The following is a 12,100-nucleotide window of genomic DNA, read 5'->3' as shown; positions in this document are numbered from 1 at the left end:
ACCTACGGTAACCTTTAATGATGGATAAGTTTCTTTTTCAGCTACTGGTTTTTCAAGAACAACGGATGCCCACTGTGTTTCTTTAGATATTTGTTCCTTTTCTTTGTTAAATTGAGTAATCTTATATCTGAGCATATGGACAGAAATATTATTTTTTTCACACCATTTAATAGCGGTTAAACCACTGGCTCTATAATCTTCGATTCTTTTAGTCCAAAGTTTTCTTTCTTCTTCAGTCATTTGAGATAACCTCCCTTATTGGTGATGTTTAAAGGTATTATCTCATAGAAAGCATTTCTTTAAAATGTGGGGTGGATTTGACGCTTACTTATAATGGGCTATGAAGTTATATTGGAAGAACTTCTAGACACAACAAAGCTTGAAAAGAAGGCAGCTAATATTCAAAATGAGATGGAAATAGTAGAAGAATTATTTAGAAAGATGGTTGATGAGAATTCTAGAACGACTATGGATCAGAAGAAATATTCAAAAAAGTATAATGAGTTAGTTGAAAGATATAAAAAGGCTCAAGATGAATTAACCGAAGTTGAAGAAAAGATACAAGAAGACAAAGTTAGAAAAGATAGCATAGATACATTTATAGACAGACTGAAAAGCCAAGAGACAATTTTAACAGATTTTGATGAAGCTTTATGGGCATCTACTATAGATAAGGTAGTTATAGAAGATGATATTACATTTTACTTCAGGGATGGAACAGAAATTAGACAGGAATTATCATAAAAAACTAGACCCTGCTGGTTTAAAGGTTATAAGGCCTTAGACTAGCGGGTTATTTTTTATTTCAAATAAAATTTAATAGAAATTAGCTAATATATTTGATAGAATAAAAGAAATCAAGGTTATGTGATTAAAATAATTGATGTATATATGTAAAATTATGTGTTCAGTAATTATTAATATAATAGGTGGTGCTAAGATTGAATAGAAAACAAATAATTTTAGATTTCTGGCAAGATGTTGCTAACCAAAATGCAAACAATTTACAGAACTATTTTTTATCTAATGCTACTATTAAATGGCATAATACAAATGAACAATTTTCAGTAGAAGAATATATAAGAGCAAATTGCGAGTATCCAGGAGATTGGTGTGGTGAGGTTGAAAGAATAGAATTGGTAGGGAATTTAGGAATTACAGCTACAAGGGTTTGGCTGTCAGATAATAGCGCCTCTTTCCATGCAACTTCATTTTTTGAATTTATTGACGATAAAATCATATCTCTTAATGAGTATTGGGGGGATGATGGAGTTGCCCCACAATGGAGATTAGATAAAGAAATTGGCAAACCAATAAAGTAAGGATTATACAAAGCTGATTAAATTCAAATTACTTAATTTTAAAGGACAAAATAATTATAAGAGTAATGAACATCATTTATTTTATGTGTATTATATAGATTTAAGGAGGATAGCATTGAACCAACCAAATAAGATAAAAGAGATAATTGGGGGCATACCTTATTCAATAGATACAATCGGAATGTCAAACGCAAAAGTGATTTGCTTTGAAGATATGGTATTAAAGATTGAAAAGCAACAGGAGGAATCAGATAATGAGCACATAATGATGTCATGGATATCTGATAAACTTCCTGTCCCAAGAGTCTTATGTTTTGAAAAGCATAATGGGATAAACTATCTACTAATGAGCAGAATTAAAGGCAAGATGTCATGTTCATCAGAACTACTTGAAAATCCAATGCATTTAGTAAAATTGTTAGCGGATGGCTTGAAAATGCTATGGGGTGTTGACATATCTAAATGTCCATTTAATAATTCAATTGACAATAAATTAAGACAGGCTGAGTTTCGTGTTCGAAATAACCTTTGTGATATGGAAGATGCAGAGCCCACAACTTATGGGGCTGAAGGGTTTGAAAGTCCAGAAAAATTATTACAATGGTTAAAGGAAAACAAACCAGATGAAGAGCTTGTATTTTCTCATGGAGACTATTGTCTGCCCAATATTATTATTAAAGATGATAAAATTAATGGTTTTATAGATTTAGGGAGAAGCGGTATTGCCGATAAATACCAGGATATTGCTCTTTGTTATAGAAGCTTACAGCATAACTATGATGGAAAGTATGGAGGAAAGGTGTATGAAGGGTTTGATGCCTCAATACTTTTTGAGGAGTTAAATATAGTACCAGATTGGAATAAAATCAAATATTTTATTCTACTGGATGAATTGTTTTAATTATGTGTTATCTATAAACTAGAATATATATTAAAAAGCCTTTGTAGGTAGGTGCACAATTTAGCGTTAATATACCTTTTAGCGTTAATCGAATATTGCTAAATTGTATTAAGATTGAAGTCATTAGACATGAAAGAACTTAAATATTGATACAATAGAAACTCCTTGATTTCAAGGGGTTTTCGTTGTTTTTGGAGATAAAAACGCCCTGCTACTATAATAAATGAATATTTAGCAAAGATCACCATTTAATCGATTGCATATAAAACATAATTATGCTATAATTATGTCATAATATTAATAAAGGAGTTGATATTATGCCTGAAATTAGACCAATAAAAGATTTAAGGAATACAACTGAGATTTCTGAACTTTGTCATAAAGCTAAAGAGCCAATATTTATTACAAAAAATGGCTATGGCGATTTAGTTATTATGAGCATGGAAACATATGAAAGAAAGCTAGCTAAAGTAGATTTATATAAAAAGTTAGCTGAAGCAGAAAATCAAATTGAAAACGGAGAAATGCTATTAGATGCTAACAGTGTTTTTAAAGATTTAAGGGAAAAATATGTCAAAGAATAATTATAGTCTAAAACTTACTCCAAAAGCCACTGAAGATTTAGATAAAATATATAGTTATATTTCCCAAGAGTTATATGCTGAAAGAGCTGCTAAAAATCTTTTGGAAAAAATAGAAACGAGTATTATGCGACTTCAAGACTTTCCGTTTTCATGTAATTATGTAACAGATGAGTTTTTAAGAAACAAAGGTTATAGAAAGTTAATAATAGATAATTACATTGCTTTTTATTTAATAAATGAAGAATCACAGCAGGTAATTATAATGCGTGTTTTATATGGTAGGCAAAAATATCAAGATTTACTTTGAAAAAATCAGAACCCACTGGTTTTAAGGCGATAAAGCTTTAGACTGGTGGGCTACTTTTCATTTCAAATATAATAGAAATTAGTTAATATATTTGATAGAATAAAGGGAATCAAGGATGTGTGATTAAAATAATTGATGAAAAATAATACTATATATAGATATTGAATAAGCTATATGGGGGGATTGAATATGTTCAGCAGGGATGAGATATACAATATGTGTAGGAATTTTAATATTGATTGTTTTGATATTGGGGATTTAATTGATACTTCTCATAATGATGATGATAGAAGGTATAATTACAAAATAAATCACCAGTATTTCCTTAAAATAAATAATACAACAGCGGTAAATGAAAAGTTTCTAAGTGATATTGAACGGCTTATTAAAAGGTATAAATCTATTGGTGTATATTGTCCTATTTTATATAGAACAAAAGAGGGAAAGTTATCATATAGAATTGAGAAAGAAGGCATTGAATATACTTGTTATGTTGAAGAATTATCACCATATCCCTTCTATAAAAGTCAAGGTATTGAGTATTATGATTTTAAGAAGACAGTTTTAGAGCATTTGGGAATATTGGCATCTAAATATACTGATGAGGATTTGTCTGAAACTAAATCAATGTGGTCATTAATAGAACTAGGGCCTTTTGATAAGGATGTAGATGAAAAACAAGAAAATATGGATGTATTAATCAAATGTTTAATGGATAATGGTTATGTAGAAATAGCAAATAAATTATTCCAATTAAACAATAAAGCAAGAGATAGAATTAAGGCTTATTTGTGTAAACTACCGCGTTGTGTTTATCAAGGAGACTTAAATGACAGTAATATTTTAGTTAATGAAGATAATAAATTTAGAGGCATAATTGATTTTAACATGTTTGGTACAGAAGTAAATATTAATTGTTTTTTAAATGAATCAATGTATTTTCTTGAAGAACAGGACTTTGAAAAAATGTCTGCTAAAGATATTTTTTCAAAAATGAAAAATATACAAAACAGCTTGTTATCTTCAATAACAGCTAATTATAATTTAAATAAAAATGAGTTAGAAGTTGTAGATGACTATAAACGCATTATTTTTGCCTCATTTTATCCAAACGTCATGCTTTGGATTAATTTAATTACCAGGCATAAATGGGAAAACAAAGTTATAGAACTTTTAGAAATAATATGTGAGTTCTAACATTACTAGATTTTATATAAGTCTTATTCAACAAAGTAGAAAATGGTATTTTTTATTATCAAAAAAATCAAAACGTCATGGCTAATACAGATGCTTACAAATACGAGCTGTTTATTCTTAAGCAAGCTCAGGGGAAAAAACTCTCCCCCTCGCAAAGGTACCAGGTAGAGCCCACTTTTTGTGGAAATTCACAATAAGATAGAAATGAGATATCTCACAGGAGAAATATGAGAGGATTTAAGGGTAAATAATGAAATAAATTAAAATGGGGGTGTGCACTATTTAGCGTTAATATACCTTTTAGCGATAATCCAATATTGCTAAATTGTATTAAAATTTCAGTCACTAGACATAAAAAGCTATAATATTGATACAATAGAAAATTACACTTTAAGGATGGAACAGAAATTAAACAGGAACTATTATAGAAATCAGAACCCACTGGTCTAAAGGTTATAAAGCCTTAGATTAGTGGGTTATTTTTTATTTCAAATAAAATTTAATAGAAATTAGTTAATATATTTGATAGAATAAAGGAAATCAAGGGTATGTGATTAAAATAATTGATGTATATATGTAAAATTATGAATTGACAATTATTTACATAATCTTACTGATAAATATTAATTTTGTAGAGGGGATTTTACTATGAAAAATTTGAAAGTAGCTTTATTGCAGCTTATGCCTGAAGATACTTTAGATGGCAACCTACAAAAAGGATTTAAATATTGCAGAAAGTCGAAAGAAATGGGTGCAGATATTGCATTGTTTCCTGAAATGTGGAGCGTTGGCTATAACATTCCAGAAGATATTGCTGAATTGAAAGCAAAGGCTGTATTTGTTGATAGTGTATTTGTCAATTCATTTGGTAAACTAGCAAAAGATCTTAACATGGCTATCGGAATAACCTTCCTTGAAAAGTACGATCCATTACCAAGAAATACTCTGTGCTTGTTTGATCGTTTTGGTAACAATGTACTTACATATGCAAAGGTACACACCTGTGATTTTGGAGATGAATGCAGATTGACAGCAGGTAATGATTTTTATGTTGCTGGCTTAGACACTGAGCAAGGCAATGTAAAAATTGGTGCAATGATTTGCTATGACAGAGAATTTCCAGAAAGTGCGAGAATTCTTATGTTAAAAGGTGCCGAGATTATTTTAGTACCAAACGCTTGCCCTATGGAGATAAATCGCATATCACAGCTGCGGGCAAGGGCCTATGAAAATATGGTTGGTATTGCAACTGTCAATTATCCAAAAGGCAAACCTGACTGCAATGGTCATTCTTCAGCATTTGATGGGATTGCGTACAGAACTTCTGATCTTGACTCAAGAGATACGCTTATCATAGAAGCTGGTGAACAAGAAGGGATTTATATGGCTGACTTTCCTATTGATGAAATCAGAGAGTATAGAAGCCGTGAAGTACATGGCAACGCATATCGCCATCCACAAAAATACAAATTACTCGTTTCTGAAAGTATAGAAGAGCCATTCATTAGAAAGGATTATAGAAAATAATATAAGGAAAGTAAGTAATAAAGAGGAGAGGATCAATATGGAATTAGGGAAAGTAGATTCGAAAAATATCTGGAAAGGTGTCATGCTTTTTCAACAACACAGGGGGTCGGTTCTCCCGTGTTGTTGTGTAGAGCAAGGCTATAGAGTAGTTTTTACTAATCCTTGTTTTGAATTTTGGCTTTTATTGCATCATCTTCTTCTGCTGCTTTTCTCCGTTTTTCTATCTTCATTTGGTTTTAACATATTATACCTCCAGTAATTTCAAGATTTTGTTATTATTATAGCACAGATAGGTTAATATAATTTATTAGGTGCCTTTCCAATAGAAAGAAGGAATTTCCTGATTTTTGTAGAAATAAATACACATCATTAATTTTGGAGGTATTTAGTAGGCTCAGGGGAAAAAATTCTCCCCTCGCAAAGGTACCGGGTAGATCACGCTTTTTGTCGAAATATACAATAAGATAGAAATGAAATAAGTTAAAATAGCTAGGTGCACAATTTAGCGTTAATATACCTTTTAGCGTTAATCGAATATTGCTAAATTGTATCAAAATCATAGTCATTAGACATAAAAGAACTTAAATATTGATACAATAGGAATTACTGCACATCCTTAATGCTAAATTATGCACACGGGTGTGCAGTTTTTTGTTGGGTGGGTGCACTTTTTAGCGATAAGGGATTTAATTTGGAGAAAAGTTTTGAAAAAAAGTGACCAATAATGAAACAATCCATATTGTCATAATTTAAAATGAATAATTAGTTGAATTTATGACAAGACTAACATATAATATAAGTAAGAGGAGGTGTAACTATGTTAAACTTTGAATTGATAGGTAAAAGATTTAATGAGTTACGAGAGGGAAGTCGATTTACACAAAGTCAGATTGCAGAGTATTTAGGTGTTGATCAGAGCTATATTTCAAAATGCGAAAAAAATGAAAGGCAGTTTAGTACAGATGTGCTTGAAAAAGCAGCAGAACTTTTTGGCTGTACTATTGACTATTTTGTAGATGAATCTAGTGAATTTGTACCAATGCCAATAGCACTTAGAGCAAAGAGTGTGGATGAAGAAGATTTAAAATCAATAGCAGCTATGAATAAGATTGCATTAAATTTACGCTTTATGGAAGGCTTACTTGAGGGGGAATAAAAAGTGAAAGAGAAAATAGAATTAAATGGAGAAGCGATAAGCTTGCGTAAAGATTTCGGAGAAGATATAGACTCTCCAATAGATATATTCTCTTTAATTCATAATAATGATGATTTAACTATTGTATTTTATCCTATGAGCAACCGAGTAAGTGGAATGTGTATTAGAGATGAAAAGAATAAAATTATTGGAGTTAATTCTACCTCAACCTATGGTAGACAACGTTTTACGATAGCACATGAATTGTACCATCTATTTTTCCATAAAGACTTTAAAAGTATTGTATGCTCTAAAGATTTAGAGAAAAACAAAGACCCACAGGAAAAAGAAGCAGATATATTTGCATCTTATTTTTTAGCACCATATGAATCACTTATTTATTTTATAAAAAACAAACTTAAGAAGGATAAACATCAACTTGAGATAGAGGATATTATAAGGATAGAGCAATATTATGGTATGAGCAGGCAGGCCATACTATGGAGATTAATAAACGATGGATATATAACCCGTGAAAAGGCTGATACTATGAAGACAGGAATAATAGCTTCAGCTAAAAAACTTGGCTATGACGATAAATTATATAAACCCACACCTGAAGAGAAGCAATATGCTACTTTTGGGAAATATGTTAGATTAGCTGAGGAGTTAAAAACTAAAGAACTCGTATCAACTGGTAAATATGAAGAATTGTTGTTAAACGGTTTTAGAGGTGATATTGTATACGGGTTTGATACAGAAGAGGAAGAAAAATATGACTGATAAGTTATTTTTTGATACCGATTGCATCTCTTCCTTCTTGTGGGTGAAGGAAGAGAATCTTTTATTTAAACTTTATCCAAATAGAATTATACTGCCTAAACAGGTTTATGATGAACTGTCTAATCCAAGTATTCCACACATAAAGAGTAAAGTTACCAAATTATGTTTGAATGGAGATATTTCTACGAAAGGAATATTAACAAATACAGAAGAATTTAATCTTTACTATGAATTAGCAATCGCACCACCTAAAGGGAAGAAGATAATAGGTAAGGGGGAAGCGGCAGCTATAGCTTTAGCAAAAACTTATAACGGAATTATTGCATCTAATAATCTTAGAGATATATCTAAATATGTTAAAAAATATAATTTAGAGCATGTAGCTACTGGGGATATATTAGTAGCTGCATTAAATAAAGGCTATATTGATGAAACAACTGGAAACCAGATATGGAGTAACATGATTGCTAAAAGAAGGATGCTTCCTACTTCTACTTTTACTGAGTATCTTAAAACAAGTAAGTAAGGTATGAAAGTTCTATAACTATGGATGAATTAACCGAAGTTGAAGAAAAGCAAGAAGAAAACAAGGTTAGAAAAGATAACATAGATACCTTTATAGATAGGCTTAAAAGCCAAGATATAATTTTAACAGACTTTGATGAGGCTTTATGGACATCTACCATAGATAAGGTAGTTATTGAAAATGATATTACATTTCACTTCAGGGATGGAACTAAAATTAAACAGGAAATATTATAAAGATTAAAAACCCACTGGTTTAAAGGTTGTAAAGCCTGATATGCTCCCCTTAAGGTAGACAGATTAAAAAATAAAAATCTGATATCTTAGGGGGAGTATATCATCTTAGACTAGTGGGTTATTTTTTATTTTAAATAAAGTTTGGTAGAAATTAGTTAATATATATGATAGAATAAAGATAATTGAGAATATTGGATTAAAATAATTGATGTATATATATAGAATTATGCGAAGTAAAAATCCAGAGTAAAGAGGTGATTAAGGTGGTATTACAAGGAGAAAAGATTATGTTAGTGCCATATACAATAGAAAGATGTCATGCTTTTTATAAAGACTATGTTGCTGACCCTGCAATGACCTATGATACATTTAATTATGATAAAGAAAAAGTCGATAGATATTATCATAGTAAAGTTTTAGATACAAGTAGATTTTTCTTCGGAATATGTCATATTGACGATATTGATAAAACTATTGGAGAAATCCAAATAAAACGAATAGATAAAGAAAAACTATGTGGTACTTTAAGTATTCATTTAGTTAATGATGCATTTAAAGGAAATGGATATGGCATAGAGGCACAGCGATTGCTAATTGATTATGCGATAAATACATTAGGTCTTAAAATTATTTATGCAGATGTAGTACATAGAAATCATAGAAGTAAACACATTTTGGAAAAATTGGGATTTGAATATCTTTATGACGATGATGCTTTAGCCTACTATAAGTTTAGCATTAAATAAAGTGGTTCATATTCTTTATATGATATTCACCATGAGTAGTTAGTTAGGGAAAAAATTCTTTATATTGACTTACTTATATTGTTAGAATATATATTAAAAAGCCTTTGTAGGTATGTGCACAATTTAGCATTAATATACCTTTTAGCGTTAATCGAATATTGCTAAATTGTATTAAAATTCAAGTCATTAGACATAAAAGAACTTAAATATTGATACAATAGGAAATCCTTGATTTCAAGGGGTTTTTGCTGTTTTGTGGGGTAATATTCCTAACTGGTTTTTGTTATTGTTTATGTATAATATAGTTAAGATTTGGAAGATTATGCAACCAAATTAAATTGAGTATTTATCGTAGAACGGGGAGGAATTTCTATGGAAACATGGGATATATTGGATAAGAATGGGAATATGACTGGAAAAACTATTACTAGAGGAGAAAACTTAGGAGATGGCGAATATCATTTAATAGTGCATATATGGATTATTAATGGCAAAGGAGAAATATTAATTCAAAAAAGACCAAAAAATTTAAAATTTGCTCCAGGAAAATGGGCAATTACTGGAGGATCAGCAATACAAGGGGAAGATAGTATTACTGCTACATGTAGAGAAACAAAAGAAGAATTGGGAATTGATATTTACCCAGCATATAAACCTATTAGACATAAACGAAAGAATGATTTTACTGATATTTGGGTAGTAAAACAAGAGATAAATTTGGAAGATATTAAGTTGCAAAAAGAAGAAGTAAGTGATGTTAAATGGGTAACTGTAGAAGAATTAAGGGATATGATATATAAAGGTGAATTTCATAGATATAGTGATAAGTATTTTGAACTGCTTTCAAAGTATATTAAAATTTTTTAGATATTAATATAAAAGTAGCAATATAGCCTATTTATCAGTAATTGGATTGCACAATTATAATGAAGTCTTATATAAGTTTAAGCATAAAACGATTTATATTTACGCTCAAATAATTTATAATTATAGTGTAAAAGTAAATGGGAGTTGATAATTATGAATTATCAAGATAAATTGGAAAGACTAATCGATGGCAAGGATGGTTTAATCTTTACGAAAGAAGTTGAAGAAGCAGGTATTCCAAGACAATATTTAAATATTTTAGTAAAAGAGAATAAATTAGAGAGAGTTGCTCATGGGGTATATTTGACACCAGATACATTTGATGATGAAATGTACAGACTTCAGGCTAAAAATCAGAGGGCTATTTTTTCTCATGAAACTGCATTGTATTTACATGACTTAACAGATAGAGATCCCATTGAATGGTCTGTAACTGTTCCTTATGGATATTGCCATTTTAAATGAATCCATTAAAAGGTATTTAGGTTCTAAGGATAAAAATATTCCATTGCTATTAAGATATGCAAAAGAATTAGGAGTACAAAATTACTTAAGAAAGTATATGGAGATATTGCTATGAAAAATTTAAGAATAAGTTTATTTTAAAAGGTGGTATGTTGGTAGCAGCTTTAGTTGGCGTAGATATGGTATTTAAAGGGATAGAAGAAATACGAGCTGAAGATGAGTACAATGGATTCAGAGTATCCCTTGAAGCCTGTATGGAAAATGCTAGAATACCATTAAAGGTTGATATTACTACAGGTGATGAAATTACACCAAAAGAAGTTGGGTATACCTTTGATTTATTGTTAGAGGACAGAAGTATATATATTCTTGCTTATAATATAGAAACTGTTATAGCTGAGAAACTTGAAACAATTATTTCAAGAAGTATTGCAAATACAAGGCTAAGAGATTTTTATGATATTCATATTCTGCTAAAAGTTCAAGGACATAATATTAATAAGGATTTACTAACTAAAGCAATTATAACAACGTCAGAAAGAAGGGGTTCATCAAATATGTTGCAAGAAGGAGATTTAATTCTTGAAGAGATTTTTTCAAGTGACATTTTATATAGTCACTGGACTAGATATCAGAAGAAATATAGTTATGCTAATGACATATCATGGGATGAAATAAAAGAATCAGTTTTTGTAATATGGAACAGTTTAGATATATCTTTGAAGAAATAGAAGATAAAAATATAAAGTAGTACAAGTGCCCCCTAGTTTAAAGGTTATAAAGCTTAAGACTAGCGGGTTATTTTTTGTTTCAATTAAAATATAATAGAAATTAGTTAATATATTTGATAGAATAAAAGAAATCAAGGATATGGGGTTAAAATAATTGATGGATATATGTAGTATTATTGGTCGTAAAGGCGGAACAGCACGAGGGTTGTTCCTTACAGAAGTCTTGCTAGTTCAAAGGAGGAACTAATCGAAAAAATGAACTATGTAAAGTACTTACGGGATAAAATAGGGCATGACGTGATAAACCTAACTGGAGTAAATATATTAATAATAAATGAAAGCAATCAAGTTTTACTTCAAAGAAGGGAGCATATCCTTTTAAATGGGGATTGATTGGTAGAATTACAGAATTAGGTGAAGCACTTGAAGATACAGCAATAAGGGAAACGAAAGAAGAGACTGGCTTGGATATCAAGGACTTGAGTTTATTGGGAACAACATCAGGAAGAAAATGCTATATACAATTACCCAACTTAGATAAAGCGTATTTTATAACTATTGGATATATTACTAAAAATTTTAGTGGAGAATTGAAGAGCGACAATTTAGAAACTAAAGAATTAAGATTTTTTGGATGTGAAGATTTGCCTGATAACATACCAAATAGCCATAGAATATTTTTGGATAAATATTTTAGCCATAAATGTTAGTTGAAATTAAAAAATATTTTGTTCTCAACATTTATAAAATAAGTCTTTGTAAGTAAAAAATGC

At 30.0% G+C, this 12,100-nt stretch carries 17 protein-coding genes and 1 pseudogene; 17 read left to right on the top strand and 1 reads right to left on the bottom strand.

What is annotated here, in order from left to right; all coding sequences use genetic code 11:
- On the bottom strand, positions 1–240 hold a 240-nt coding region (tnpA, locus tag BUA21_RS14255), incomplete at its 3' end, for an IS66 family insertion sequence element accessory protein TnpA (RefSeq protein WP_072745491.1).
- Between the two features lie 93 nt (positions 241–333).
- On the opposite strand from tnpA, the gene BUA21_RS14250 reads away from it, so the two are divergent.
- From BUA21_RS14250 to BUA21_RS14170, 17 genes and pseudogenes are all read left to right on the top strand, one after another.
- Entirely contained in the window at positions 334–744 is a 411-nt protein-coding gene (locus BUA21_RS14250; RefSeq protein WP_072745490.1) for a hypothetical protein, read from the top strand.
- A 197-nt stretch (positions 745–941) separates the two neighbouring features.
- On the top strand, positions 942–1,322 hold the full coding sequence (locus BUA21_RS14245) for a hypothetical protein (RefSeq protein WP_072745489.1): 381 nt from the start codon (positions 942–944) through the stop codon (positions 1,320–1,322).
- 115 nt (positions 1,323–1,437) lie between these two features.
- Complete coding sequence (locus BUA21_RS14240; RefSeq protein WP_158281693.1) at positions 1,438–2,223, top strand: APH(3') family aminoglycoside O-phosphotransferase; 786 nt, start codon at positions 1,438–1,440, stop codon at positions 2,221–2,223.
- A gap of 317 nt (positions 2,224–2,540) precedes the next feature.
- Positions 2,541–2,807, top strand: coding sequence for a type II toxin-antitoxin system Phd/YefM family antitoxin (locus BUA21_RS14235; protein WP_072745488.1), 267 nt, complete (start codon positions 2,541–2,543; stop codon positions 2,805–2,807).
- Positions 2,794–3,114, top strand: coding sequence for a type II toxin-antitoxin system RelE/ParE family toxin (locus tag BUA21_RS14230; protein ID WP_072745487.1), 321 nt, complete (start codon positions 2,794–2,796; stop codon positions 3,112–3,114). Before BUA21_RS14235 ends, BUA21_RS14230 begins: the two co-directional genes overlap by 14 nt.
- A 189-nt stretch (positions 3,115–3,303) precedes the next feature.
- Positions 3,304–4,311, top strand: a complete 1,008-nt coding sequence (locus BUA21_RS14225) for a hypothetical protein (RefSeq protein ID WP_072745486.1) — start codon at positions 3,304–3,306, stop codon at positions 4,309–4,311.
- A 648-nt stretch (positions 4,312–4,959) separates the two neighbouring features.
- Positions 4,960–5,838, top strand: coding sequence for a carbon-nitrogen hydrolase family protein (locus BUA21_RS14220; RefSeq protein WP_072745485.1), 879 nt, complete (start codon positions 4,960–4,962; stop codon positions 5,836–5,838).
- A gap of 817 nt (positions 5,839–6,655) precedes the next feature.
- The gene (locus BUA21_RS14210; protein WP_072745483.1) at positions 6,656–6,994 is read left to right on the top strand and encodes a helix-turn-helix domain-containing protein; all 339 of its coding nucleotides are present in this window, start codon (positions 6,656–6,658) and stop codon (positions 6,992–6,994) included.
- Positions 6,995–6,997: 3 nt separating this feature from the next.
- The gene (locus BUA21_RS14205; protein ID WP_072745482.1) at positions 6,998–7,756 is read left to right on the top strand and encodes an ImmA/IrrE family metallo-endopeptidase; all 759 of its coding nucleotides are present in this window, start codon (positions 6,998–7,000) and stop codon (positions 7,754–7,756) included.
- The gene (locus BUA21_RS14200; protein WP_072745481.1) at positions 7,749–8,282 is read left to right on the top strand and encodes a hypothetical protein; all 534 of its coding nucleotides are present in this window, start codon (positions 7,749–7,751) and stop codon (positions 8,280–8,282) included. The genes BUA21_RS14205 and BUA21_RS14200 overlap by 8 nt, the downstream gene beginning before the upstream one ends.
- 20 nt (positions 8,283–8,302) lie before the next feature.
- Complete coding sequence (locus tag BUA21_RS14195) at positions 8,303–8,518, top strand: hypothetical protein (protein WP_072745480.1); 216 nt, start codon at positions 8,303–8,305, stop codon at positions 8,516–8,518.
- Between the two features lie 263 nt (positions 8,519–8,781).
- The gene (locus tag BUA21_RS14190) at positions 8,782–9,264 is read left to right on the top strand and encodes a GNAT family N-acetyltransferase (protein ID WP_159429121.1); all 483 of its coding nucleotides are present in this window, start codon (positions 8,782–8,784) and stop codon (positions 9,262–9,264) included.
- Between the two features lie 372 nt (positions 9,265–9,636).
- Positions 9,637–10,131 carry an NUDIX hydrolase gene (locus tag BUA21_RS14185; RefSeq protein ID WP_072745479.1) on the top strand — a complete coding sequence of 165 codons (495 nt, stop codon included), beginning with the start codon at positions 9,637–9,639 and terminating at the stop codon, positions 10,129–10,131.
- 153 nt (positions 10,132–10,284) lie between these two features.
- Positions 10,285–10,596 (top strand): type IV toxin-antitoxin system AbiEi family antitoxin domain-containing protein, encoded by a 312-nt coding sequence (locus BUA21_RS14180; protein ID WP_072745478.1) that lies wholly within the window; start codon positions 10,285–10,287, stop codon positions 10,594–10,596.
- Positions 10,574–10,711 (top strand): hypothetical protein, encoded by a 138-nt coding sequence (locus tag BUA21_RS14815; protein ID WP_159429120.1) that lies wholly within the window; start codon positions 10,574–10,576, stop codon positions 10,709–10,711. Before BUA21_RS14180 ends, BUA21_RS14815 begins: the two co-directional genes overlap by 23 nt.
- Positions 10,712–10,745: 34 nt before the next feature.
- The gene (locus BUA21_RS14175) at positions 10,746–11,327 is read left to right on the top strand and encodes a nucleotidyl transferase AbiEii/AbiGii toxin family protein (RefSeq protein ID WP_072745477.1); all 582 of its coding nucleotides are present in this window, start codon (positions 10,746–10,748) and stop codon (positions 11,325–11,327) included.
- A gap of 377 nt (positions 11,328–11,704) precedes the next feature.
- Positions 11,705–12,037: pseudogene (locus tag BUA21_RS14170) on the top strand (NUDIX domain-containing protein); the annotation flags it as partial.
- Positions 12,038–12,100: the final 63 nt, after the last annotated feature.

This window comes from Sporanaerobacter acetigenes DSM 13106 (genome assembly GCF_900130025.1).
Classification (GTDB): Bacteria; Bacillota; Clostridia; order Tissierellales; family Sporanaerobacteraceae; genus Sporanaerobacter; species Sporanaerobacter acetigenes.
Note: the sequence above shows the minus strand (reverse complement) of the source record. Positions and strands in the feature narration are given on the sequence as shown.

Bases quoted from the DNA above. Each gene is read 5' to 3' on its own strand.
- BUA21_RS14250 (WP_072745490.1), top strand. From the start codon at position 334: ATGGGCTATGAAGTTATATTGGAAGAACTTCTAGACACAACAAAGCTT.
- BUA21_RS14235 (WP_072745488.1), top strand. From the start codon at position 2,541: ATGCCTGAAATTAGACCAATAAAAGATTTAAGGAATACAACTGAGATT.
- BUA21_RS14230 (WP_072745487.1), top strand. From the start codon at position 2,794: ATGTCAAAGAATAATTATAGTCTAAAACTTACTCCAAAAGCCACTGAA.
- BUA21_RS14225 (WP_072745486.1), top strand. From the start codon at position 3,304: ATGTTCAGCAGGGATGAGATATACAATATGTGTAGGAATTTTAATATT.
- BUA21_RS14220 (WP_072745485.1), top strand. From the start codon at position 4,960: ATGAAAAATTTGAAAGTAGCTTTATTGCAGCTTATGCCTGAAGATACT.
- BUA21_RS14210 (WP_072745483.1), top strand. From the start codon at position 6,656: ATGTTAAACTTTGAATTGATAGGTAAAAGATTTAATGAGTTACGAGAG.
- BUA21_RS14200 (WP_072745481.1), top strand. From the start codon at position 7,749: ATGACTGATAAGTTATTTTTTGATACCGATTGCATCTCTTCCTTCTTG.
- BUA21_RS14195 (WP_072745480.1), top strand. From the start codon at position 8,303: ATGGATGAATTAACCGAAGTTGAAGAAAAGCAAGAAGAAAACAAGGTT.
- BUA21_RS14185 (WP_072745479.1), top strand. From the start codon at position 9,637: ATGGAAACATGGGATATATTGGATAAGAATGGGAATATGACTGGAAAA.
- BUA21_RS14180 (WP_072745478.1), top strand. From the start codon at position 10,285: ATGAATTATCAAGATAAATTGGAAAGACTAATCGATGGCAAGGATGGT.
- BUA21_RS14815 (WP_159429120.1), top strand. From the start codon at position 10,574: ATGGATATTGCCATTTTAAATGAATCCATTAAAAGGTATTTAGGTTCT.
- BUA21_RS14175 (WP_072745477.1), top strand. From the start codon at position 10,746: ATGTTGGTAGCAGCTTTAGTTGGCGTAGATATGGTATTTAAAGGGATA.